The following is a 24,434-nucleotide window of genomic DNA, read 5'->3' as shown; positions in this document are numbered from 1 at the left end:
CAATATGTACTTCCGTCTGTGTGTGAGGGAAGTGATATCCCTGCTGGTATGTTATGCATTCGCCCTTTCTATCGGTTCTTCCCAGTCACATAGAACAACAATCGAAAATTTGTTCATATTTTACTTTGACGATTATTGATTACATGGTATAATTGATACTTAAGGAGTAGTGCTATGATAAACGAAAAAGAAACCATTATAAGAGAAATTGTCGACACCCATATCCGACAGTTTGCCGGGGTTCTGGAGACCCGATACAGCCTGGAGGTAACAGATCCCTTGGGTGTAATTAATTCCAAAAAGAATAATGCCTTTATGTCACAGCTGGGGGAAGAGTTTATGTTTTATTCCGCCTTTGTCCGTTCCTTCGACAGTTCCTTTGGCAAGGTCCTGGAGAATATGGGAAATGCCATTGCAAAGATATCCTACACCGTAAGAGGCCGAATTGAATCCTATCTTCTGCCACAGCAGACTCAGCACATTGATTATCTCATGACTGCCTACGAAAAGCGGGATGCCAAACCAAAGGTAGAGGATTATCTGAATTTTAACTGCCTGGTTCCTTCCAATATTACAAGCTTTATCACTGCACATGAGACGGATAATTATTTCTACGATGAGGAAAAGCACTGTCATTACCTGATTGAATTAAAGGCGGGTGGTGATCTGGATAATAAAAAAGCAAAATCAGAGAAAATTGCGCTGCTCAATGAGTTTTTTATCCTAAAGAACTTCCTACAGAACAAGGATACGATCAGAATATACTTTGCAACCGCCTATAATAAATTCGGTGAGGGTATCCCCTGGAAACAAGAGCGGGTTCAGACCTTCTTCGCAGGAGAGGAACTATTAATTGGTCGCGATTATTGGAACTTTGTCTGCAATGATCCCGAGGGATATAATGTTATCTTTGACCAGTACCGGTGCAGTTCCGCATATATAAAGAATGCTCTGGACCGAATTAAACAACTGTATTTTAGCTAATGATTAGGCAATTGCGAAACTCTGAAGATGTCTTAATTGTGTATACAGCAGATACATATTCCTGCGCAAACCCGCTCCTTCCGCTATGGTTTGCTTCGGAACATGTATCCACTGTATACACAATGGTCACAATTATATAGTTTTGCAATTACCTATTTAGCTTATGATATATGAGAGGAGAATACCCCCTTATGATAGATGTAAATTCCATAGATAAATACCTGTTAATGCATGGGGATTGTATGGAGAAGCTCAAGGAAATACCCGATGGCAGCATTGATCTCATTCTATGTGATCCGCCCTATAATCTCGCAAAGTATTCTACTGGCAATATGAAGTTTGATTGGAGAAGTGAAATCAACAACGATGTTGCCAAGTGGGATCTTAAGGAGCTTGCCCCCATTGATTTTCTTGATGAATTCAAGCGTGTTCTCTCCCCAAAGGGAAATATCTTCATATTTACCAGTTACAATTTGATTGGCAAATGGCATGAGGTATTCGACAGTGAATTTGATACCTTTCAGTTCATGGTTTGGCATAAAACCAATCCCGTACCGAATATCAGAAAATCCTCCTTCTTAAACAGCTGTGAGTTGATAGTCTGTATGTGGAACAAAGGCCATACCTGGAATTTCTCAAAACAGAACGAGATGCATAATTTTATCGAAAGTCCCATCTGTATGGGAAGTGAGCGCCTGAAATCCCCCAAGCATCCTACCCAGAAGCCCCTGGCTGTTCTTAAGCAGATCATTAAGATAGCCAGCAATGAGAATGATCTGGTTCTGGATATGTTTATGGGCGTTGCCTCCACCGGAGTCGCTGCCCGGGAAATGAACCGCCGCTTCATAGGGATTGAAATTGATGACACTTATTATGAAGCCTGCGTAAAGAGAATGGAAGGCCTATAAGATTGATCCGTATCGAAGTTTTTAGAGGTTAAGAAATACCTATCATTACATAAAAGAGGCGCCAGCCCTCACATAACACCGATTTTATATATCCGTGTATGTGTACGGGCTGATGCCTCTTTTCCTATTTGTCGTTCTATTTACATCTGGATGATTACGCCGCAGAACTGTGAGCTTCTTCTTTTTCCTTTTTATCGATAGCATGTCGAAGAATGGTTGCAGCCTTAATTACCCCTGTTGCATATGCCACGGCTGCACTGATAATCAAGATCAGATATAAATCGGGTACAAATCCTCCTACCACATAGAAGGGTGTCCCCAGTATTCCTGGCAGAAAGAGCAGAAGGGTCGGATACAGGACATGTAATATGGTAAATCCAATCCATATTCTTACTTTTCTTATATTATTTAGTTGCTTCTTCCAGCTTCTGTATCGTATCAGAGGCAATACACTGACTAAGATGACTAGCAGGTATATACCATCAATAATCAGGTGTTTCATTTCATAAGACATTTTATTGACATGGCTGGGCTTTTCTCCCAACAGTATTTTCCATACATTTTGTAATATGGTAGCAGACATGCTATTCCCAACAAGATAATCGTTATAGTTCATCAGAATGACCCCGGCGACTTCACTCTCCGGCAGGACAAACATATGGGTAATATAATTCTCCACCAAGCCGCCATGGGTGAATATAGGCTCCTTCTCATCATTAATCGTACCCCATCCTAGCCCATATTCAGATGTCCCCTTTTCTTTCACCGTGTCATAGAACATTGCTTCAATACTTTCCGGGCTGATTACGCCTTTTCCTCCATTTAGGTAAAGTTGTAGATATTTCCCCATATCATTTGCACTGGAAATAATATATCCTGCCGAAATGGAAAGCCATCCATTCGTATCCTCCTTCGGATAAGAGACGTCCTCTGGAACCATAAATCCGAAATAATTACGATATCCTTTGATTAATCCGTTCTGTTTTGCTTCGTCCATTGAAGTGAAGGTGTTCGTCATCTGAAGCGGTTCGAAAATATTGGTTCTAATATAATCGCAATAGGTTATTCCTGTTACGCTTTCAATGATCTTTCCTAACAGACCATAGTTGGCATTGGCATACACATGAGTTCCCTGTTTAGAGGATACCTCAAAATCCTCCTGGGTATCATAGGTACTGATTCCACTGGTATGATTCAGAAGCTGCTTGACTGTAATTTTGTCTCCCTCATGAATTCCCGGAAGATAGCGATCAATTGTATCATTCAAATCAACCTTACCCTGTTCCACTAATTGCATGATTGCTACTGCCGTGAACGACTTGCTATTGGAGCCAATAATGAAGGATTCATCACTGCTATCACATATTCCATAGGTCTTCGAGAATAGTACCTTCTCTTTGTCGACTAATAGTACTGACATACCCGGAATATGTGTTTCCTTAACAGCCTTTTGTAAATACTGGTCCATCTCATCATATTTTATCTCTTCTGAAGCCGCATAGACATGGGATTCACTGTTAAGTAGTATCGTAATTCCAAGGCCAACTACAGCCATTAGTTTCATAATTTTCTTTTTCATTTTTAAGCTCACCCTTTACTTTCTTTAATAATTTCTTTATCAAATTTAATAACGATATCTTATTGGTAATTACTTCATTTTTTTAATTCAAAGATTTTAGAAGTGATTTTTACGCTAAAAAAGGCCCTCCCTGAGCAAATTCCGTTATAAACTGTTCGTGAGACGGCCTCCGCTTCTTATACTTTATCCTGAGATATTATATCATTCTCTTTCGCTTATCATGGAAGCTTTCCTTCCATTTACCTCTTATTTTATTTCTGCTATTCTATCATTTGCATCTCGTACCAGTATCCACTGGTGTGTCTTGATGTGAAATTTGATGTTTATCATTTGCAAGCAATCATCCCTACGTATATTGCAGCAAAAAAGCAATACCGGAACACCAGCATAATTTTCTTCCCGGCTAAATAGAATATTCTCAATTTTGTAGGTCTGTAAGACATGCTCCTCATCCTCTAAACGAATGTAATTCGGCTTAATCTTGCCCTGCACATTAAAGGTTGCAATTACATCTACCGGCATATGATACATTCGATACACCAAGCCTTTCCATAACAAAAATCATTTACTCCTTAATATTAGTACCGTAATTTGGCTTTCGTTTCTCCGGCGCAATTCCGCCTGCCATATGGTAAACGGGGTTATTTAAAAATATGGCTCTCATAATGGAGTCGCTCCCATAACGCTCCCGAACTTGATCCACTACCTTATCCAGCTTTGATAATCTCTCATAGCGATTCATATCAAACAAATTGATCTGCTTGACAAAGTCTCCATGGACCACCCTACTTGTGTGTACCCCCAGATTCCGAAGGGGTGAACCATCCCACAACTCATCAAATAATTGACACGCTGCCCTGTGAATCTCATTGGTGGTATTGGTAGGACTGAGCAAGGTCAACTGATGGGAGGTATGATGAAATTCCGAGGTCACCATACTTACTGCGATTACAGTAGCCATTACAGAATCTGCCCGCAGTCTGGTTGCCACCGTTTCCGACAGGGACAACAGCACCATCTTGGCAACATCGCTCCGATCCACGTCAAAGGCAATCGTAAGGGAGTTACCATAACCCTTATTGGCAGGAACCTCATTGGATACCATGGACATATCAATTCCATTGGCAAAGGCGTAAATCACCTCTCCATATTTCTTAAAATGAGCCCGTAGCAAATCCAGATCCGTTCTAGCCAGCTCCCCGATGGTGTGTATTCCCAGCATATGCAGCTTTCTCTTGGTTGCATGACCCACATAGAACAATTCCTCCACCGGAAGCTTCCACATCTTCTTCTCCATCTCATGGGGAAACAAGGTATGCACCAAATTCGGCTTCTTAAAGTCCGAGGCCATCTTTGCCAGTAATTTGTTGGATGAGATTCCGATATTCACCGTGAATCCCAATTCATTTGCAATTCTATCCTTCATCAGATTGGCGGCAACCACCGCCGAGCCATAGAGACCGATGGTTCCCGTCATATCACAATAGGCTTCATCCACCGAATATTGCTCCACAACCGGAGAAAACTCCCGCAAAATCTCCATAAATGCCTTAGAGCAGGTATCGTAAAGGTCATAATGAGGCGGTACCAATACCAGATCCGGGCATAGCTTCTTGGCATCGCTGATGGTATCTCCGGTTCTTACCCCGAACTTCTTAGCAGGCGTGGACCTAGCCAGAATAATTCCATGACGCTTCTTAATATCGCCTCCCACCGCTGAAGGTATCTCCCGCAGGTCCTTCTCCTCTCCGAGAACGTGTAGGCGATAAACGGCTTCCCAACTTAGGAAAGCCGAATTAACATCAATATGAAATATTATGTTATCCATACATTTATCACCTTATCTAACTTAAATTGTAATCATTCTCGCTTCTTATTCTGTAAAACCATTTCTTCCATACATACGTAAACATCCCTTATCTACTATATCGGCGCGGGCAAAAACCGTACATGTGTTCTATTTTTAAGTTTATTATACCAGAACAATTGTTCGATGTAAAGAGAAAACATTTGGATAAAATAAAAATCATGTTTAAAGGGCCAGGCAAATTAATTAAATTTTTGCGTCCTTTCCAATAATCCATCGTCTATTAATATGTACTTAAATAAGAAATCAGGAGATGGATGAAAATGCAAGAAATTATTAATTATTTATCAGAACTATTGGCGGATACTATAACGTCAGTATTAACAAGTCTTTATCACAACTGGCTGCCATTAGGTTTAGCCATACTTACTGCTTCGCTAATGAAAGTCTATGTTAATGCGGAGAAGCTCAAAGAGTCATTAATTAACAGACCAAAAGTTTCAACTCTTGCAAGTGTTGCTTTCGGAGCTTTTACTCCATTATGTGCCTGCGGTACAATGGCGGTCGTTATTGGATTGTTATCTACTGCATTGCCATGGGGACCGGTTATGGCCTTTCTAACCTCCTCCCCACTAATGAGCCCGGACACTTTTATTATGATTGCCGGTATACTCAGTTTCAAATTCGCAATTGCACTAACCATAGCCTCAGTCGCTATCGGTCTGATTTCGGGCGGATTGACACATTTAATTGAGAAAAAGACTAGTTTTTTAGATGACCAGTTACGATTTGCAAAAAGTCAGTCCTCTCAATCATGTGGTTGCGGCCCCATAACTACTGAGACAGCTTGTGACTGCAGTACTACAACCTCAGAGACAGCATGTTGTTGCAGTTCTACAATTCCAGTAACTGAGCAGCAATTATCAGTACCTACATGTGAGTGCAGTTCTCCTACACCTGTATCCAAGCCGGTATCATCTAATGATAAATCTTTTACAAACATTATAAAAAAATATAAAATCAAGGAAGTCGGGCAGGCCTTAATCGATGTTGGCTTAAAGCAAATACTTCTGTACTTCGCAATCTTTGCTGGTTTTGGTTATCTTATTCAATCGTTTGTACCCACTTCATTAATCATGTCTCTATTCAGTGGGGAAAGTTTCTTTTCCGTTCCTTTAGCTGCTTTAATTGGCTTGCCTCTTTATGTTAGTGGCGAAGGTGCCATTCCACTCATGAAAGCGTTAATGGATGGCGGTGCAGGAGATGGAGCAATGATGGCATTCATGATAACGGGTCCGGCAACCAGCGCCTGGGTCATAGCAGGCATTTCAGCTTTCATGAAAAAAAGAGTTATTGGTCTTTATATCGGTTTTGTTTTAGCTAGTGGAATTATCATTGGGTACTTATATCAAATGTTAATCGTATTGGGTCTATAAGCAAATATATTAAATTTGTTATCATAATTTTACGTCTTTGTCGCTTCATGACCGTCTTAATATATGAGTTTAATTAAAGGAGGGACACGTATGGAGACTGGATTTGTTCAGGTGGAAAACGGAGAATTTAAGCGAAACAATAAGAAGATCGTACTAAGAGGATTTTCAATAGGTTCGTGGATGGACATTGAAAGTTTTATGCTGAGGATACCTGGCACAGAGAAGAGAATTCGTCAGACTTATGCTGAGGTTTATGGTAAAGATAATGCCGATCTTTTTTTCGATGAATTTCTGACCAGCTTTATAAATGAAGATGATTTCGTTCTTATAAAAAGTTTGGGCGTTAATGTATTACGTCTTCCTTTTGGTTATTGGCATTTCGAAAATGACCAGGAGCCTGGTAAGTATATTCAAAACGGGTTTAAGCATTTAGATCGCGTAATCGCACTCTGTCGAAAATATGGAATTTACGCAATTTTGGATCTGCATTCTTCTCCCGGTGGACAAAACCCGGATTCACATGGTGGAAGTGAAACAGGTGTAAGTGGCTTTTGGGAAGATGCTTTGGCAAGGGAAAGAGTTATTAAGCTGTGGGGTTATATTGCAAAGAAGTATAAGGATGAACCTATAATTGCCGGCTATGATGTACTGAACGAGCCTAGCTTTGTTTCAAATATTTCTGCTTTTAATGATTTTTATAGGAAAGTCATCCAAGAAATAAGGAATGTGGATATGAATCATATTATTTTTCTGGAAGGAGATGATTGGGCCAAAGACTTTAGCATTTTTGATAGCCTTGGCGGATATCAACAGGCAATTTCTTTTCATTTTTATCCTGGACAGCATGTATTTATGTCTACGGAAGCTGAAGAAAGAAAAGCACAATTGGAAGAAAAGATATCTTATTTTACAAAATTAAGAGAAGAAACAGGAATGGCACTCTGGGCGGGAGAGACAGGCGGACATTTTCCGAAAGATAAGCTGCTAGAAGGGATAAAGTTAGTCAAAGATTGCCTTGATATCTTTGAAAAGCACGGTATTTCCTGGACTTTATGGAGTTATAAAGATGCAGGAGCAATGGGAATGGTTTATCCGAAGGATGATACCAAGTGGATGTCTATGGCAAATGATTTCAGACATCAATGGCAGCTGAAGGGGCGAAGCAATCCAACGATTGCTAAAGAAATATTTGAGATGGTAGAAGGTAAATTTTCTTATACCATTCATGAAAAAATTAAAGAGCCTCTTGCATTCAGGTTATACTCCTTTCTTAATGAATTGCATATACATATGCTAGTCAAACCCAAATTGCAATCGATACCATGGGAAGAAATGAAGGAGTATCCTAAATCTTTCTTATTAGAAAATTGTGATGGTTGGGAGGAACTCGCCGAATTAGTAAAGTCTTATACGTTATATAAATACTCAGAAGGTTAAGTTAAAAAAGCAAGAAAATGTTAGAAAATCATTTAATATTTTAGGAGGGTTAATTATGTTTGAATTTAAAAAATCAGTAGCAGGCGTAGTAAAAGAAGAATTTGAGTGTGAATGTTGTGGTACACTGGATGGCCAGGCCCCGACCGGATGCGGATGTGGATCCATGCCAGCAATCAACTATGCAAGTAGTAATTGTTGTGACATATCAACCGAAAATGATAAGCCATCAGCAAATTCCGGATGTGGTTGTTCTTGTTCATGTTCATAAAAAATCATATCGCTTACTAGAAGTATATAAGTATTGGCCTGGCAGCTATCGTAATTATTAATTTACCTGCAGTTGGCTCTATTTAAGAAGGAACTGTTGCATGATGTAACAGCTGGAACTATGACTTACCTCACATAGCCCTGCAAATATATCCTACAGCAGTTCCTTGAAGGGAGATTTGTGAATGAGTAATATGGTTTTTCCAGAGAACTTTATATGGGGTACAGCTACATCTGCTTATCAAATTGAAGGGGCCTATAACGAGGATGGAAAAGGTGAGTCTATATGGGATCGATATACTCATACACCTGGGATGATATGGGGCAATAATACTGGCGATGTTGCATGTGACCATTATCATCTCTACGAAGAAGATATAAAAATCATGAAAGAAATAGGTATCAAATCCTATCGTTTTTCTATTTCTTGGCCACGTATATTTCCGGATGGTAGAGGGGAACCGAATAAAAAGGGTATGGATTTTTATCGCAACTTAGTTACTTTGCTGGTAAAAAATAAAATAATCCCTGCGGCTACCCTATACCACTGGGATTTGCCTCAGAAGCTACAGGATATCGGTGGATGGACTAATCCGGAGGTTGTAGACCATTTTGTTCAATATGCGCGTTATGTATTCAAGGAACTAGGGGATAAGGTCCCCATTTGGATAACCTTTAATGAGCCCTGGGTATCTTCCTTTATTGGGTATTGGTATGGTGGACATCCACCAGCTGTTACTGACCTTTCATTCGCTTTACAGGCAGCACACAATATAATGCTGGCCCATGGTAAAACAGTTCGTGCGTATCGGGAAATGGGAATGAACGGAGAAATTGGGATTTCACTTAATCTCAATCCTGTATACCCTGCTTCGGAGAGTGAAGCTGATTTACTTGCTGCTAAACGGTATAGTGAATTCCAGAACAACTGGTTTCTGGATCCCATTCTGAAGGGAAAATATCCGGAGCAGCTTCATAAACTGTTTTCAAACATTGCCAAAGTTCCAGACATTATTAGTAGTGATATGGACGTGATCCATACGCCAATTGACTTTTTAGGAATCAACAATTATTCCTTTAACTCTGTGGCATATGATGCAGATAAACCACCTCTTCAGGTAGCATTTGCTGACACCGGGAAAAATAAGACGGATACAGGATGGGAGATATACCCCGAAGGGATTTATGACCTGTTGCTATACTTACAAAGGGAATACGATGGTATAAAAATAATGATAACAGAGAATGGTGCGGCATTTAAGGATGATATTGATAAGGATGGAAAAGTAAATGACGATGAGCGCATAAGCTACCTTAATAATCATATATCAGAAGTTTTCCGGGCAGTAAAAGATGGTGCTCATGTTGCAGGTTATTATGTATGGTCATTCATGGATAATTTTGAATGGAGATTGGGATATTCTAAAAGATTTGGTCTGGTTTACATAGATTATGAAACACAGAAACGTATTATAAAGAAGAGTGGCTTCTGGTATAAGAAAGTCATAGAAAGAAATGGACTTTAATATAGTCTCTAAGAAAAATCATTATTGCTTTCCAGAAATATTATTTTATAATTAAGTAAAGGATGTTTTTGACATCTATATAATAAATAAATCAGTTACATAATTATGTTAGATTGCACGCTAAGCATTTTCCGCGGTAGAAATAAAATGAAGCTGTAGCGGTATGATTAATTGATTATTTGCTTCATACCGCCATTTATATAAATCGATAGAAAGGTTGTACAGGTGAAATGTATGGAATATGGTACCGAGCAAATATGGGAAGAATTCAGTTCAGCACTTCGCTCATTTATAGCTCGAAGGGTCTCTAACCCTTCCCAAATCGAAGATATTTTGCAGGACGTATTTGTCAAAATTCATTCCAATATTGATTCACTCAAAGAAAGTACAAAAGTTCATAGCTGGGTTTATCAAATTGCGCGAAATACAATCATTGATTATTACCGAAAGGAAAAAATGAAATTAGAGGATATCGATGAGATTCCTTTAGAAGATGAAGGAGCTATTAACAATATTAATAATATAGTAGATTCAGAGCCGGCTCAAAAGGTTGCAGCCGGCTTAAAAGGAATGATTGATGACCTTCCGGAAAAATACTCACAAGCACTTTACCTTGTAGAAATAGAAGGCTTATCCCAGGTGGAATTGGCTAAAAGACTGGGAATTTCCGTATCAGGTGCCAAGTCCCGGGTTCAACGGGGACGACAATTGCTAAAGGATAGCCTAATGAAATGCTGCCATTTTGAACTCGATCGATATGGAAGGATCATTAACTACCATCCCATTTGCTGCTGTTGCTGCCACCCGAATAAAAATGATTTACCATAAAGAAAGAGTTTTAGGTAGTTTATAATACTTTTGGGACAGCCTCATTATCTGTATATTTCTCATTATACTCTTTATTACAGTTATTACAGTTTTTCAACGATTCAGTGCTTACCTATTTTATACCGTGTATCAGCTCATAACTAATAAACGCAATATGCCGGCTATCTGCTGCCCAGGAATTCACATTAATGGATCCCTGGCCGCCAAAGAACGATAGCATTCGTTGCTTTCCACTACCATCATAATTCATCATCCAAAGCTCCACCTGCATATTAGGAAGATGCTCTGTAGGTTTTAAGTCCCCTTTTCGGTAGGACAAATAAACCACCTTCCTCCCATCCGGTGATATATGGGGAAACCAGTTATTGCTTTCGTTCATTGTCATTTGAACCGGTTCACTTCCATCCCGATTCATCCGCCATACCTGCATTAAACCGGTTCGGGTACTGTTGAACCATATATGCTTACCGTCGGGAGAATACTCCGGTCCGTCATTGAAGCCGCCCAACGTGAGACGTTTCTCTTCTCCGCCCTCTGCCGGTATCGTGTAAATATCCACTTCCTGATGCCCATCATGCTCACGAAATGCACAGTATGCGAGTTTCTCCCCATCCGGTGACCATCCATGCAGAAAACTTGGTGTATTTGGTGTTACCAGCCTAGGTATCCCCCCCATCAGCGGCAGGATATATATCCGGGAAGCGAACCCACCGTCTTTGGGTCCATGACTGACTGCCAGCCACTTTTCATCTGCAGAGATTACGTGGTCGTTATTGCAGTTATTACATTCTCCACTTTCAATGCGAATTTCTGTATCACTTTGAATATCATACCGATAGATATAGCCTTCCGAATTATAAAGAATTACATTCTCCTTCTTTAGCCAGTTCGGCGCTTCAATGATACGCTCATATCGACGCAGAACCTTCACTTCTCCCGTCTTTGTATCCATTATATTTAAATAACTTACCGTGTTGTCCCTGCACTGTCCAAGTCCATCAAGCAGCTGATATGCATTTCTTAAATCCTCATACACATCCCCCTGTGATTGATCCTGATCAATAATCTGCGTAATTCCCATCGCCCTGGCAAACTGAAAACACGCAACAGCATCTAAAGCGCCCTGTCCTAAATATACCTCACTATCCGGATTACCCGGCGTTTTAAAATCCTTATAATGAATTGATTTCACTCGTTCCTTGTTACGCCACAAAAACTGCTCCGGATCCTCTCCGGCAAAGAGCAACCATCCTACATCTACTTGGGCATCCACCCTGCCAAGACAAGCATCCATAAACCACTCATAGGCTGAGCGTCCGTCTATTTTCTTAGCGATCTCCGAACTACCATTGTGAATCAGAATTCGTGCTCCTACTTTCGAAATCTCCTCTGCCGCCTGTATATAGGAAAATGCCACTTCCTGCATTCGTACCTTTGTCAGTTCGTCCGGGCAATTCAGCACAAACTGTTGGATTCCATACTGTACGCTCAGTCGTTTCATCTCAGGTACTGCCTCCTGTAGATTCAACGAAAACACATGGCAGGAAATCACCTCAAGATAATGCTTTTTAAGTAATGGAAGCATTCTTTCAAATTCTTCCACTGTCCAAATCGACTGTTCAAACCCTCCCAGATTGCCGAAGGCAATACATGGTTCCACATACTGATATCCGATATCGGACAATTTCTTAAACAGAGTTTCCGGATTCTTCTTACAAATATCATATATACCAAACAACTGTAGACCAAACTGCATGAATACTCACCCCTTATTATCATATTGATACAACGTGCATTAATTATAAAGCTAAATTGCCTATTAATCTATCTGGTAATGAAGCCCCTTATCTTGCTGATATATAATGCAACAGTTCCTGTCGCATACTTCCCTATTCAACCATACTCAATATTTCATCCACTCGATCTTTATATTCTTGATTATGCTCCAGCCACATCTCTGTATGTTCACTATCTTCCACAGTCCAGATTCTTTTCTTTTCCCCCTGAATCGCATCATAGATGTCCTGTCCCATAAACTGAGGTGTTACGGTATCCACTTTACTGTTAATGACCAAAACCGGAATTTCAATTTGGGCGATGGCCTTACTAACATCCGCATCTTCATAGCTGAACCCTAGTTTTATCCTATTCATAACATTTCCACAGAAAGTCATATACGAAATCGGCAAACCGATATCCATTTTTCTCATTTCTTCCTCTACCATCCATTTCATACTGCTAACCGGACAGTCAAGAATAAGAAAATCGATACTCTCTTCAACAGCCTTATTCTCCATCGCAAGTCCTGCTGTCGCACCGCCAAAGGAGGTACCCCATACACCGATGATTTGATTCGGAGCTTGTTCCTTAATATATTCTATATAATCAATCAGGTCATATCTTTCCCAATACCCAAAGGTTGTATACTTCGCTGTATTTTCATTACTGCTTCTTTGGTCATAGGATAAAACATTATATCCCCTCTGTAAAAACATCTCCGCATTTGGGTAATTGGTGTATCGATTTCCCCCGAGACCATGTACCATAATTACAGTTTTATGGTCCTTACTATTCTGGGCATCCTGTGCATAGATGTAGTCAGCTGGTATAATATGTCCATCAAAGGAAGAGGTAATCTCCACTTCTTCAACAGTATATGTATTGCAAAAGCTTTCAAAATCAACTTGATATTTATCCCAGAAGCTTTCTTTTACTCCAGTCGTAGTCTCTGGTGTAACCAGCTGCGTTGAGCCCATGAAAACCTGACTACCAAGAAAATATGACATTCCAAAAAACAGTAGCAAAACAATTATAGCAACAATTAATAATATTTTTACACCCTTTTTCTTCTTGATTCCTTTTTTCATCTCTGTCCCACTTTCATTCATTAATTATATTTATATAATAGCTATCCCTTGTCATTACATGTATTTGTATTTCACGTATTTGTATTTCATGTATTTGCATTTCATGTATTTGTATTCATTTCTTCCCCTCATATCCTTCATTACCATCATTAACTTTCTTATGATAATGATCTGGTAATATTTTATTATCACTTATTATAATATATAAAAATTGATATTTCCACATTATCCCCCACTTTATATAAAAAAAGAGGATATAAATACTTATATATTTATTATCCTCTTCACTGTTACATATTTAATTTTATAGGCCTCTACATAATAGTTATTGTGATTCAATGCACTAATTTATGACTACTTATAATGGGTTTCATAATGGATTATTTCATGCGTTTTTCCATGATATAGGATCCCTCTAAAATATCCTTCGGATTCTCAATCCTTATCACATGAAAGCCGCATTTGTTGATATAGAAGTTATGGTTTCTTCTGGAAAATGCCGGGGTTTCTGTTCCCCATACCTCTGTATCCGGATACTCATTCTGCAAAAACTCCCATATCACTTTTCCATATCCTTGGTTCTGATACTTTGTATCTACAAATATATTTCCCAGGAAACTCCTTTTATACTTTCTATCAATCCAAACGATTACAGCACCTACTACTTCCCCCTTTGAAGAAATCTTATATGCCTCAGAATCATTATGCAGAGCATATTTTCGAAGGAATTCCCCGTTATCGTATCCATCGGGACCTCCCTTTTCTTTATTCAAATGAATGCGTGAATCCTCGTCAAAGGCTCTTGTCATAATGGGTGTTAATATATCGATATCTTCCTCTTTTATATATTCAAAGGTTAGGTTCTTGTATGTTTTCATTAACATTCTCCTTATCGTAATTCGTTTATAGCTATAGCTTAAAGCTCTGATAGTATCTCCTTAATCAATCCACAGGCTTTTTCCTCATATTCCTTTGCCTTTAATATCAGTGATACTGTCGTTTTGCGGCTCTGTGGCTCAGCGAATTTCCGAGCTGCTGCCTCGTCCTGCATAAAACCACCCTTCGCATCGTTCATTTTAAAGCCACATTCAGCAACCTTGCGAAAATATTCAGCGACCTTTTTGCATTTATCGGCAACTGCTCCATGCTCTCCTGCTAATCTGTCAAAATAACAGGCTGCATAAGAACGGCCTTCACAAATCATAACCTGGGCATCATTCTGACACATGAGCCGCTCAAACAGAATCGGAAGTACTGCTTGCTCAGGGAATTCTTTATCATTACCCACTGAGCTTGCCCAGGCTTCATATGCCTTTTGACCTCCAGCATATTCTGCTGTTATCTTCTCCTGATCGCGGAAAGTAATCCTCTCTTTGGTTAAAATATCAATGGCATTTTCAAGAATATCCCGGCTGCTTCCCAGCTTCTCCTGCTCCTCACCAACAGAAATAAGCGCAACGGTGCATTCATTCTCCCACCATGTACTAGTGATAAAATATCCGCTTTCATCCAATTTCACATTTCCCGCATATTCCTGATTTTCCTGAAAGCAGTTCCATCCAAGCAGAGTATTCCCTCCATCTCGGTATCCGGTTATCAGGCAGGCTTCCGGAGGTCCGATTATACCAAAAGCAATTACTGGCCGTCCATCGTCTATTTCTTTCTTAATAAACTGTATAAACTCTTCTTTACTGGAATCCTCTCTCTTCAGTAGCTGATATCTGCGTCCGGCAGCTTGAAAGGCCCTCTGAAAGGCTTCATAAGGATTCTCATAGATGTTCATGATATCCACATTACCGCCATCCCACTCGTTAATATTCCACCGAAGTCGAAAAGCGGCACCGGTTGTTGCCATAATATAGGCGTAGTCAATCTGCTGTCCCATATAATTAAGACAGGATTTCATTGCCACACAAAAAGGAGTGCATTCCTCAAAGGTATATGCCACCTTCGGAACTCCGTATAAGATGCAACTGTCATTTGATTTTTCAACATTTTTCATAGATTTATCATTCTCCATTATCTGAGGGGTGCTGCCGGAGGTATTGACAAGCCATTCCTCCCGTCTTCTTGCAAACTCCTCCTTCTGCATAATCATGGGTGCATAAAAGCCTGTTAGTATTCTTCGTCTTCCCACCTTAAGCTTACAGTTGGGGTTACGAAACTCCGATGGGTTAAGGCTAATATGCCTTTTATAGGCTCTGGTAAAGGTATCGTAGCTGTCAAACATATACTCTCCTGCAATCTCTGTCAGACTCTTCGGAGTATGAACTATGTCGAAGGCAGAATTTGCAATCTTTCTCAGCAGGATATAGCGAGATAAGGTAATGCCCGTACATTCCTTGAAGGTTTCTCTAATATGCCGATAGGAGAATCCCACTGTCTTCTCCAATGCAGAGTATTCAATCTTCTCCTTTAGCCTAGTTTCAATAAAAGAAGCTGTTGACCACACAAAAAAGGAATAGTCCATATTTTCACCCCCACTTTTTTTTTACTTCCGGAAGATATCTTAATTATAACAGGTCCTTGTTTATTTACTCGACGTTTTTGACCTTCCTGCTTCCATAATACTTATACTACCTGTCGGATTAACTGTGGCGGAACTCGTTTCAGCAAATCATTGGTTGCGCTTTGGTCCATGATCCAGGTGGAAATCTCATTCTTAGGAATTACAAGCGGCATACGGGTATGAATGTCTTTTATGGATTCATTTGCCTCGGTAGTCAGAATGACATATCGCATCTCATCCTTATAAAAGGCATAAAGACCTGCCATATAGAGGGTATTTGTCCCTTCCAGGTTGAATAAATACTTCTTCTTTTCCTTATCCCATTCATAAAATCCTGTGGAGGGAATAATGCATCTTCGGTTTACCAGACTGTCCCGAAAGGTTTTCTTCTCAAATGCCGTTTCTGCTCTGGCGTTAATGATAACACCTTTTTGATCAAACTTAGGGAATCCCCAGATGCTTGCCACAGGTTCTACTTCTCTATGCTCATCAATCAGAATGGGTGCCAGGTTGGTCGGAAACACCTCCCCTGTCCTTACTTCCTTCCCATGTAATTTTGCATTCAGCTTTTCTAGTATTTCAATTACTTCCTCACTTTGCTCCACTGTAAAATTATATCTTCCACACATACTGCGCCCTCACTTTCGTTACATTCCATTTTTATTATTATCACACGCATCCTCTTTGTACTTTTTACTATTTTATCATATAATTACGTCACTCCATAGTAAAACAATTATTTCTTCAAAGTCACACATAATATAATTTACCTTACTTTATTACTACCAATTTTAGAAAGTCTGTTATACCTCCCAACCAAGAGAAAAATTATTTTGTAGAAAAAGTGTAAATACCATGAAAAATGCTTTGACATTTTTTATTTTTGGATTATGATATAGTATGTGTGAAAATGAGATTTCATTATATTATTAGTAAAATGTAAATTACACCGTCGTATACACATAGTAAGTACGAATGAAACCTACATAGTATACTGCTAATCATTTCTTACCATCTTATAAGAAACCACCGATATAATTTAAAAGATATTAATAGGAGGATACCATATGAAAACCGGTTTTGACCCACAAAAGTATATTGATGAGCAGTCAAAATTTATTTTAGAACGCGTCAATAATTACGACAAACTGTATCTGGAATTTGGCGGTAAGCTGATAGGAGACAAGCATGCAAAACGTGTCCTACCTGGCTTCGATGAGGATGCCAAGATTAAGCTTCTTCAAAAGCTAAAGGATCAAGCCGAGATTATTATATGTGTATATGCAGGAGATATCGAACGAAATAAAATCCGTGGAGATTTTGGAATTACCTATGATATGGAAGTACTTCGTCTATTGGACGATTTAAGAAGCTACGGGCTGGAGGTCAACAGTGTTGTAATCACTCGCTATAACAAACAGCCTGCTACGACCGTGTTTATCAATAAATTAGAACGTCGTAATATTAAGGTATATAAGCATGCTGAGATTCCGGGATACCCTGCCGATGTGGATACAATCGTTAGTGAAAACGGATATGGTATCAATCCCTATGTTACCACCACTAAGCCTATTGTTGTTGTTACGGCTCCAGGACCCAACAGCGGAAAGCTGGCAACCTGCTTAAATCAGCTTTATCATGAGTATAAGAAAGGGGTTTCTGCCGGATACTCCAAGTTCGAGACCTTCCCCGTATGGAATGTACCGTTAAAGCATCCTCTAAATATTGCATATGAGGCAGCTACCGTTGATTTAAAGGATGTCAATATGATTGATAACTTCCACTTTGAACGTTATCATGAAATAACCGTTAATTATAACCGCGATCTGGAAATGTTCCCTGTTATCAGACGTATCATCGAAAAGATCACCGGTAAGGAATCCATCTATCAATCCCCTACCGATATGGGTGTAAACCGCGTAGGCTTTGGAATTATTGATGATGCGGTTGTTCAGGAAGCCTCCCATCAGGAAATCATCCGCCGTTATTTTGCAACTATGTGCGATTTCAAAAAGGGGCTTTTGGATGAGGATTCCTTAAACCGCATGAAGGTGATTATGGAAGAGGTGGGTCTGAAACAGGAGGATCGTCGTTGCGTACTACCAGCACGGCAATATGCTGCCAAACTGAAGGAGTCCTGTGGCGACAATGAAGCCGTTTCTGTCATCGCCTTTGAATTTGAAGATGGTACGATTATTACAGGTAAAGGCTCTGCTACGATGGACTGCTGCTCAGCCGCATTACTGAATGCGATTAAGTATCTGGCCGGTATCAGTGATGATATTTTCCTATTATCACCCTTGATTCTTAACACCATTCGGGATCTAAAGGAACGTGACCTGCACAGCAAGGTTACCTGCTTGAATGCAAATGAAATACTGATTGCGCTGAGTATCTGTGCTGTCACAAATCCCACTGCACAGCTGGCTTACGAAAAGCTTTCCTGTTTAACCGGTGTACAGGCTCACTGTACCGTAATGTTAAACCGTAATGATGAGCAAATTCTTAAGAAGCTTGGAATTGATGTAACCTGTGATGCAGTATATCCTTCCGAGAACTTGTATTATGTATAATGGATTATTCTCTTAATTAAACTCATTTAAGGAATTAGTTTATACAACCATAATATAAATTATATAAATGTAGGTTTATGTGATTCTATTTCACACAAGCCTACATTTTTGCTTATTCAGAGATATAAAATATACAATTTTGCAGCCTGAAGTAACTTATGGAGGCCCTTTGCCAAAAACCAGGTTCATCCAGAGTCATGAAAACTATTAGGTGTTATTCTTTGGTAAGTTCCCGCCGCCCTTGACAGCATGACAAAGCAATGCTCCGGCATCTCTGCCGACGGCGAGGAAACTCAGGAACAGGTATTTTCGGGAGCGTTTGCGCTAGTTGGCACTTAAGGTCTATCCATTAGAGCTCCGTATATCATTATGCAGTACAACTAGGCTGAGTATGTATTCAAGTCGTTACAAGGGCTCTGCCTTTTAGAGCCCTATGTAACGACGAAGAACCGGTAGAGGGCGCAAATGCATAATATCAGCAGGGAGATAACTTACCATAATGCACTGTCGGAAGAACTTATTGCTGCATTTTGTATGAATCAGGCGAATATTCCTATTCGACTGAGGCATACAAAATCAGTAATATGTCCTTCCGTCTGTGTGTGAGGTAAGTATCTCCCTGCTGGTAAATTATGCATTCGCACCCTCTATCGGTTCTTCTCTATACCATACATACATAAATCAATCAACTAAGAGCTATTTTATTCGTAGGTCACTGCCTTCCATGCTTCGCTGTTAATTACGATGTCGTAATCTGCAGTCCACTTAGAATATAGCTCTGCGAACATTTTGTTCCGGCGTTCCTCAATTATGGATTCCTTTACCTGGATGGTTGCATCCTCATTAAAATCCGATACGCAGTATAGGATATGCCAGCCGTAGTCCGTGGTAATGATATCACTTACCTGGCCAGTTTTTAAAGTAAATGCTGCTTGTTCAAAGGATGGGCTGTATTCCTTCGGCCCCTGACCTCTTCCAAAGGTATATTCAATGGTGTCTGCCTCAGAATTTGCTTCCGCCAGCGCTTTAAAATCCTCTGTCTCCTTCGCCTGTGTCAGTAGGGATTTCACCTTTTCATAGGCCTCTTCCCGTTCCTCTTCACTATACTCAACCTTGTTACCTTCCGAATTATAATTGCCGTTATAAATCAGAATATGCTGTACCGTAATCTGATTTGCTTCAATATCCGGTACATTGGTATCCACATTGATGGTTAAGGTTTCAAATACCTTTTCCGCTAAAAGGTTATCCGCATATATCTGTTGTAATAATTCCTCAGTAATCAAATACCTGCTGATATCCTTTTCCGCCAGCCCTTCAAAATGCTCCTTTGCATAGGAATTTGCTTCTGCTATTTCCTCCTCTGTCAGCGTAATCCCCAGTTCTTTAGCCTTTGCACGTATTATCTTTAATTCTGTAATCTGGTTAATAACCTCATCCTTTATCAGCTCTCCAAAGGTTTTCCCATCACCAAGAATATCAACGCCCCAGATGTTTTTTCCATAGTCAACTTCATAGTTTTCCTGGGCAGATTTCAGATATACCATTGCCTCATTATAATAGACTCTGGTATCACCTATCATAGCGATGAGTTCGCCATTATTGGCTGTAATCTCGGCCTCTTCATCCTCTTTTGTTTTCCCCATATTATAGTAAGCGATTTCAACCACTTTCTCGGTATTAATATCAAAGGAAGCATAAAGCTCCTTCCCATCCTTCAGGTAGGAGAAGGTGGTTGCATTTTTATCCGAGTTAATAGTCTTACCAATCTCTTTGCCAAAAACCTCCTGCAGTTTCTTTTCTGCTTCGGCTTTATCCATACCGATGCCTACACCGAACACCGTATAATCTCCTGCATCTTTCAACAGGGTAACCGAGGTTACCTCATTATCCGGAGCCATAACCTGCACTACATCCTTCATGGTATACACTCCGTTGCTCTGAAGCTCCAGCTCCGCTTTGGATCGTTTTTCAAAGGTAGCTATCGACTTTCCCATATGATTTGTCAATTCATATTGATCTTTACTGGCTCTGCAGGATGTTAACACGGATAACACCAGCAAACCCATTACTAAAACTCCAAGTTTCCTTAACTTCATCGATGATTCCCCTTTCTTTCACATTACTATGTTTTTATTCCTGCCGGAGCATTTGAAAATCCTTCAGTAATTTATTTAATTGATCAAATATCGCCAGTGTATCTGATTTGCTCTTTATATTTAAACGGTATACAAAATAGGGAGTTGCCTGTGGAATCAGCTTTAGTCTGTTTTGATACATCGACAGTAACTCCGGTATCTTCTCGACCGCCAGCTTCGCCTTGGGATACATCATCAGCTTTACTTCACTGTCCTTCTGCGTCAATCCCATAACATATACACTATGACATATTGATTTCAATAGTGCAATATTAAGGAGATTATTTACCGCATTGGGCAGGTCACCGAAACGGTCCACCAGCTCCTCCTGCATATCCATCATTTCTTCTTCATTCTCTATCTCCGCAATTCTCTTATAAATATCCAGCTTTTGTACCTCATTCTTAATATAAGTAGACGGGATGAAGGCATCCATGTCCATATCTACCGTAGTTTCAAAGGTTTCCTCCTCTGTTACATCTCCCTTCATGGACTTCACCGCTTCATTTAACATCTTACAATACAGATCATATCCCACCGCTTCCATATGTCCGCTCTGTTCTGCACCCAGAAGATTACCGGCGCCGCGAATCTCCAGATCCCGCATTGCGATCTTGAAGCCGGATCCTAGCTCCGTGAATTCCTTGATGGCGTGTAATCTCTTCTCCGCTACCTCCTTCAGCATCTTATCCCTTCGATACATTAGGAAAGCATATGCTGTTCGATTGGAGCGTCCCACACGGCCCCGAAGCTGATAGAGCTGGGATAGTCCAAGGCGGTCTGCATCATCAATAATCATGGTATTTACATTGGAGATATCTAGTCCGGTCTCAATAATCGTCGTAGAAACAAGCACATCGATTTCTCCTGATATAAAGTCAAACATGATCTTTTCCAAGGTATGTTCATTCATTTTTCCATGTGCAAATGCGACATTTGCTTCCGGTACCAGCTTCGCCACCATATTGGCTACCTCTTCGATACCATTCACCCGGTTGAATACATAATAAACCTGTCCACCTCTGGCAAGCTCTCTACTAATTGCTTCCCGGATGATTTCCTCATTATGCTCTAATACATAGGTCTGTATCGGAAGACGGTCTACCGGCGGTTCGTCAAGCACACTCATATCCCGAATGCCAATGAGGCTCATATGAAGCGTTCTCGGTATCGGAGTAGCCGTTAGTGTAAGAACATCCACATCCTTCTTAAGCTGCTTGATCTTTTCCTTGTGTGTAACTCCAAAGCGCTGCTCTTCATCCACAATCAGCAGTCCCAGGTTCTTGAATTTCACATCGGCAGACAGAACACGATGTGTTCCGACAACAATATCAAGGCTTCCCTTCTTTAAGCGTTCCAGCGTCTTCTTCTGCTCTGCCGGAGTACGAAAACGGGATAGCACATCGATGCTCACCGGATAGTCCATCATACGTTGAACCAGAGTATTATAATGCTGTTGTGCGAGAATCGTAGTTGGTACAAGGAATACCACCTGTTTCCCATCGGACACTGCCTTGAAGGCAGCGCGAATGGCGATTTCTGTTTTTCCATAGCCTACATCTCCACAGATCAGACGATCCATGATTCGCTTACTCTCCATATCCCGTTTGGTATCTTCAATAGCAGCGATCTGATCATCGGTTTCCTCATAAGGAAAGGCTTCCTCAAATTCCTTCTGCCATACTGTATCCGGACTAAACTGGTATCCCACCTTCTCCTGCCTGCTGGCATAGAGTTCTACCAGATCCTTCGCTATTTCCCGAACAGCTCCTTTTACCTTTGCCTTGGTATTTTTCCATTCAATCGAGTTGAGCTTATTTAATTTCGGTTTTCTTCCTTCTCCACCGGAATATTTCTGAATCACATCAAGGCCTGTTGCTGGTATATACAACACGCCTCCACCGCCATATTCTATCTTAATATAATCCTTCGTAACCTTATCTACTTCAATCTTTTCTATACCCTTATAAATACCAAGCCCGTGATTTTCATGTACCACATAATCACCGGGTGTCAGCTCTGTAAAGCTTTGAATCTTATTTCCTTCATATGTGGATTTTTTCTTGCGTTTCTTCTTCTCTGATCCGAATATATCGCTTTCCGAGATAATAACTAATTTAATCAGTGGATATTCAAAGCCTCTTCGTAAATTACCGTAAGCCACCATGATCTCGCCACTTTGTAATTCACGATTCATATCATCACTATAAAATGCACTGAGATTAAAATCTCTTAAATCCTCACTAAGACGCATGGCCCTGGTTCGAGAGCCGGACAATAATATCACCCGGTATTTATTCTTCTTCCACCGCTCCAGGTCCTTCACCAGTACATCAAAGTTCTTATGATAGGAAGCAACAGTCTGTACGGTGAAATTATATTTGCTTTTCGGAGTAATCAGCGAATTCTTGGTCTCCATGGTACTAATCAAAATGGAGTTCTTACCTGCCAGGATACCCATAACCTCTTTGTATCCATAGATCACATCCATTTGACCGGGTAATATATATCCCTTCTCAATACGACCGATCATTCCCTCCCGGAACTCTGTTTCTACTGCTTCTCCTTTTTCAGCGATCCGTCCCGGTTCATCAATAAAAAACAGGGTGTCCTCATTATCAAAATATTGAAAGAAGCTAACCGTCTGATCATAAAAATAGTTGATATAGCTTTCCAGTGCCATGGAACCCGGAAAGGCCTCCAAATTTTCTTTAAACTCAGCCACGATCTGATGTATTCTGGCTGCTTCCTCTGTCTTAAACTTCTCTCTTAGACTTTTGTAATATTCCTTTTCCTCTTCGGCAAGCTTTTTCAATCCGGCCTTCATCCGTACCTCATCCGGAATGATCTCCGCAGCCGGGTATATTACCAGCTCATCCACCTGTTCAATGGAACGCTGGCTACTCACATCAAAGGTTCGGATAGAATCAATCTCATCTCCCCACAGCTCAATACGATAAGGCGATTCCTCCGTTAATGGGAATATGTCAATAATTCCGCCACGGACTGCAAACTCTCCCGGGCTCTCAACCTGAGCCTGTCGTTCATATCCCAGTCTTAGCAGAACCTCACTCATTTGATCCAGCTTAATGCTGGACTCTGCGTTAATAGTAAGAATACGCTCTTTGATCATCGGAAGGGGAAGAAGTCGATCCATACCACCATCCAAGGTCACAATAATCGTCGTATTCTTCTTCTCGAGAATACGACTAATAACTTTAATGCGATCCCGAACAATTGCATTTCCATGAATGTCTGCACTATAAAAAATAATATCCTTCGCAGGATAGATGAATACCTCTTTATCATATAACCGATAGTTCTCGTAGATCTCCTTCGCCTTCAAGTCATTATAGGTTACGATCACTTTAAAACGAAAGTCCTCACTCAGGCCATGGATCAGATGGCATTTTTGCGAATCAATACAGCCGGTAACCTGTACCGGCAAAGTTCTCATATTTATATGATCCCTGATATCATTAAATTCCTTTAATTCCTTCAGAGGCGCTGTAAAGGTTTTCAACAGTATTTCCTCCTATTTGAAAACTTAATTCTATTCCTATTCATAATGAAGC

At 40.2% G+C, this 24,434-nt stretch carries 18 protein-coding genes; 8 read left to right on the top strand and 10 right to left on the bottom strand.

Annotation, left to right across the window (positions count from 1 at the left end; all coding sequences use genetic code 11):
• Positions 1–174: 174 nt before the first annotated feature.
• Both H0486_RS00740 and H0486_RS00735 read left to right on the top strand, forming a co-directional pair.
• Complete coding sequence (locus H0486_RS00740) at positions 175–984, top strand: TdeIII family type II restriction endonuclease (RefSeq protein ID WP_228351199.1); 810 nt, start codon at positions 175–177, stop codon at positions 982–984.
• 191 nt (positions 985–1,175) lie between these two features.
• Positions 1,176–1,892, top strand: a complete 717-nt coding sequence (locus tag H0486_RS00735) for a DNA-methyltransferase (RefSeq protein ID WP_228351198.1) — start codon at positions 1,176–1,178, stop codon at positions 1,890–1,892.
• A 154-nt stretch (positions 1,893–2,046) separates the two neighbouring features.
• On the opposite strand, the gene H0486_RS00730 is transcribed toward H0486_RS00735, so the two are convergent.
• The 3 genes from H0486_RS00730 to H0486_RS00720 form a co-directional block, all read right to left on the bottom strand.
• On the bottom strand, positions 2,047–3,471 hold the full coding sequence (locus tag H0486_RS00730) for a serine hydrolase domain-containing protein (protein ID WP_228351197.1): 1,425 nt from the start codon (positions 3,469–3,471) through the stop codon (positions 2,047–2,049).
• Between the two features lie 246 nt (positions 3,472–3,717).
• On the bottom strand, positions 3,718–4,029 hold the full coding sequence (locus H0486_RS00725) for a hypothetical protein (protein ID WP_228351196.1): 312 nt from the start codon (positions 4,027–4,029) through the stop codon (positions 3,718–3,720).
• 7 nt (positions 4,030–4,036) lie between these two features.
• Positions 4,037–5,299 (bottom strand): DNA polymerase Y family protein, encoded by a 1,263-nt coding sequence (locus H0486_RS00720; protein WP_228351195.1) that lies wholly within the window; start codon positions 5,297–5,299, stop codon positions 4,037–4,039.
• 302 nt (positions 5,300–5,601) lie between these two features.
• Between H0486_RS00720 and H0486_RS00715 the strand changes: the two genes are divergently transcribed.
• From H0486_RS00715 to sigZ, 5 genes are all read left to right on the top strand, one after another.
• Entirely contained in the window at positions 5,602–6,714 is a 1,113-nt protein-coding gene (locus H0486_RS00715; RefSeq protein ID WP_228351194.1) for a permease, read from the top strand.
• A gap of 90 nt (positions 6,715–6,804) precedes the next feature.
• Entirely contained in the window at positions 6,805–8,151 is a 1,347-nt protein-coding gene (locus H0486_RS00710; protein ID WP_228351193.1) for a glycoside hydrolase family 5 protein, read from the top strand.
• A gap of 55 nt (positions 8,152–8,206) precedes the next feature.
• A complete protein-coding gene (locus H0486_RS00705) occupies positions 8,207–8,419 on the top strand; it encodes a hypothetical protein (protein WP_228351192.1) in 213 nt (70 codons plus the stop codon).
• A gap of 184 nt (positions 8,420–8,603) precedes the next feature.
• The gene (locus tag H0486_RS00700; protein ID WP_228351191.1) at positions 8,604–9,944 is read left to right on the top strand and encodes a GH1 family beta-glucosidase; all 1,341 of its coding nucleotides are present in this window, start codon (positions 8,604–8,606) and stop codon (positions 9,942–9,944) included.
• Positions 9,945–10,178: 234 nt separating this feature from the next.
• Positions 10,179–10,772 (top strand): RNA polymerase sigma factor SigZ, encoded by a 594-nt coding sequence (gene sigZ, locus H0486_RS00695; RefSeq protein ID WP_228351190.1) that lies wholly within the window; start codon positions 10,179–10,181, stop codon positions 10,770–10,772.
• A gap of 112 nt (positions 10,773–10,884) precedes the next feature.
• Here sigZ and H0486_RS00690 read toward each other — a convergent pair whose 3' ends face one another.
• The 5 genes from H0486_RS00690 to H0486_RS00670 all read right to left on the bottom strand — a co-directional run bounded on the left by H0486_RS00690 (position 10,885) and on the right by H0486_RS00670 (position 16,777).
• Positions 10,885–12,528: a hypothetical protein gene (locus H0486_RS00690; protein ID WP_228351189.1), complete on the bottom strand. Its 1,644-nt coding sequence runs from the start codon at positions 12,526–12,528 to the stop codon at positions 10,885–10,887.
• Between the two features lie 133 nt (positions 12,529–12,661).
• Positions 12,662–13,639 carry an alpha/beta hydrolase gene (locus tag H0486_RS00685; RefSeq protein ID WP_228351188.1) on the bottom strand — a complete coding sequence of 326 codons (978 nt, stop codon included), beginning with the start codon at positions 13,637–13,639 and terminating at the stop codon, positions 12,662–12,664.
• A gap of 380 nt (positions 13,640–14,019) precedes the next feature.
• A complete protein-coding gene (locus tag H0486_RS00680) occupies positions 14,020–14,517 on the bottom strand; it encodes a GNAT family N-acetyltransferase (protein WP_228351187.1) in 498 nt (165 codons plus the stop codon).
• A gap of 38 nt (positions 14,518–14,555) precedes the next feature.
• Entirely contained in the window at positions 14,556–16,109 is a 1,554-nt protein-coding gene (locus tag H0486_RS00675; protein WP_228351186.1) for a helix-turn-helix domain-containing protein, read from the bottom strand.
• 101 nt (positions 16,110–16,210) lie between these two features.
• Positions 16,211–16,777: an SOS response-associated peptidase gene (locus H0486_RS00670; RefSeq protein WP_228351185.1), complete on the bottom strand. Its 567-nt coding sequence runs from the start codon at positions 16,775–16,777 to the stop codon at positions 16,211–16,213.
• Positions 16,778–17,215: 438 nt separating this feature from the next.
• On the opposite strand from H0486_RS00670, the gene H0486_RS00665 reads away from it, so the two are divergent.
• Positions 17,216–18,721 (top strand): DUF1846 domain-containing protein, encoded by a 1,506-nt coding sequence (locus H0486_RS00665; RefSeq protein ID WP_228351184.1) that lies wholly within the window; start codon positions 17,216–17,218, stop codon positions 18,719–18,721.
• A 701-nt stretch (positions 18,722–19,422) separates the two neighbouring features.
• On the opposite strand, the gene H0486_RS00660 is transcribed toward H0486_RS00665, so the two are convergent.
• Positions 19,423–20,820, bottom strand: coding sequence for a peptidylprolyl isomerase (locus H0486_RS00660; RefSeq protein WP_228351183.1), 1,398 nt, complete (start codon positions 20,818–20,820; stop codon positions 19,423–19,425).
• A 34-nt stretch (positions 20,821–20,854) separates the two neighbouring features.
• Positions 20,855–24,385, bottom strand: coding sequence for a transcription-repair coupling factor (gene mfd / locus H0486_RS00655; protein ID WP_408647619.1), 3,531 nt, complete (start codon positions 24,383–24,385; stop codon positions 20,855–20,857).
• Positions 24,386–24,434: the final 49 nt, after the last annotated feature.

The organism is Variimorphobacter saccharofermentans (assembly GCF_014174405.1).
GTDB lineage: Bacteria > Bacillota > Clostridia > Lachnospirales > Lachnospiraceae > Mobilitalea > Mobilitalea saccharofermentans.
The sequence above is the reverse complement of the archived record's forward strand: the minus strand, read 5'-3'. Positions and strand labels throughout refer to the sequence as shown.

What these genes read in the sequence shown, in the direction of transcription:
- H0486_RS00740 (WP_228351199.1), top strand. Translation starts at nt 175, where the DNA reads ATGATAAACGAAAAAGAAACCATTATAAGAGAAATTGTCGACACCCAT.
- H0486_RS00735 (WP_228351198.1), top strand. Translation starts at nt 1,176, where the DNA reads ATGATAGATGTAAATTCCATAGATAAATACCTGTTAATGCATGGGGAT.
- H0486_RS00730 (WP_228351197.1), bottom strand. Translation starts at nt 3,471, where the DNA reads ATGAAAAAGAAAATTATGAAACTAATGGCTGTAGTTGGCCTTGGAATT.
- H0486_RS00720 (WP_228351195.1), bottom strand. Translation starts at nt 5,299, where the DNA reads ATGGATAACATAATATTTCATATTGATGTTAATTCGGCTTTCCTAAGT.
- H0486_RS00715 (WP_228351194.1), top strand. Translation starts at nt 5,602, where the DNA reads ATGCAAGAAATTATTAATTATTTATCAGAACTATTGGCGGATACTATA.
- H0486_RS00710 (WP_228351193.1), top strand. Translation starts at nt 6,805, where the DNA reads ATGGAGACTGGATTTGTTCAGGTGGAAAACGGAGAATTTAAGCGAAAC.
- H0486_RS00705 (WP_228351192.1), top strand. Translation starts at nt 8,207, where the DNA reads ATGTTTGAATTTAAAAAATCAGTAGCAGGCGTAGTAAAAGAAGAATTT.
- H0486_RS00700 (WP_228351191.1), top strand. Translation starts at nt 8,604, where the DNA reads ATGAGTAATATGGTTTTTCCAGAGAACTTTATATGGGGTACAGCTACA.
- sigZ (WP_228351190.1), top strand. Translation starts at nt 10,179, where the DNA reads ATGGAATATGGTACCGAGCAAATATGGGAAGAATTCAGTTCAGCACTT.
- H0486_RS00690 (WP_228351189.1), bottom strand. Translation starts at nt 12,528, where the DNA reads ATGCAGTTTGGTCTACAGTTGTTTGGTATATATGATATTTGTAAGAAG.
- H0486_RS00685 (WP_228351188.1), bottom strand. Translation starts at nt 13,639, where the DNA reads ATGAAAAAAGGAATCAAGAAGAAAAAGGGTGTAAAAATATTATTAATT.
- H0486_RS00680 (WP_228351187.1), bottom strand. Translation starts at nt 14,517, where the DNA reads ATGAAAACATACAAGAACCTAACCTTTGAATATATAAAAGAGGAAGAT.
- H0486_RS00675 (WP_228351186.1), bottom strand. Translation starts at nt 16,109, where the DNA reads ATGGACTATTCCTTTTTTGTGTGGTCAACAGCTTCTTTTATTGAAACT.
- H0486_RS00670 (WP_228351185.1), bottom strand. Translation starts at nt 16,777, where the DNA reads ATGTGTGGAAGATATAATTTTACAGTGGAGCAAAGTGAGGAAGTAATT.
- H0486_RS00665 (WP_228351184.1), top strand. Translation starts at nt 17,216, where the DNA reads ATGAAAACCGGTTTTGACCCACAAAAGTATATTGATGAGCAGTCAAAA.
- H0486_RS00660 (WP_228351183.1), bottom strand. Translation starts at nt 20,820, where the DNA reads ATGAAGTTAAGGAAACTTGGAGTTTTAGTAATGGGTTTGCTGGTGTTA.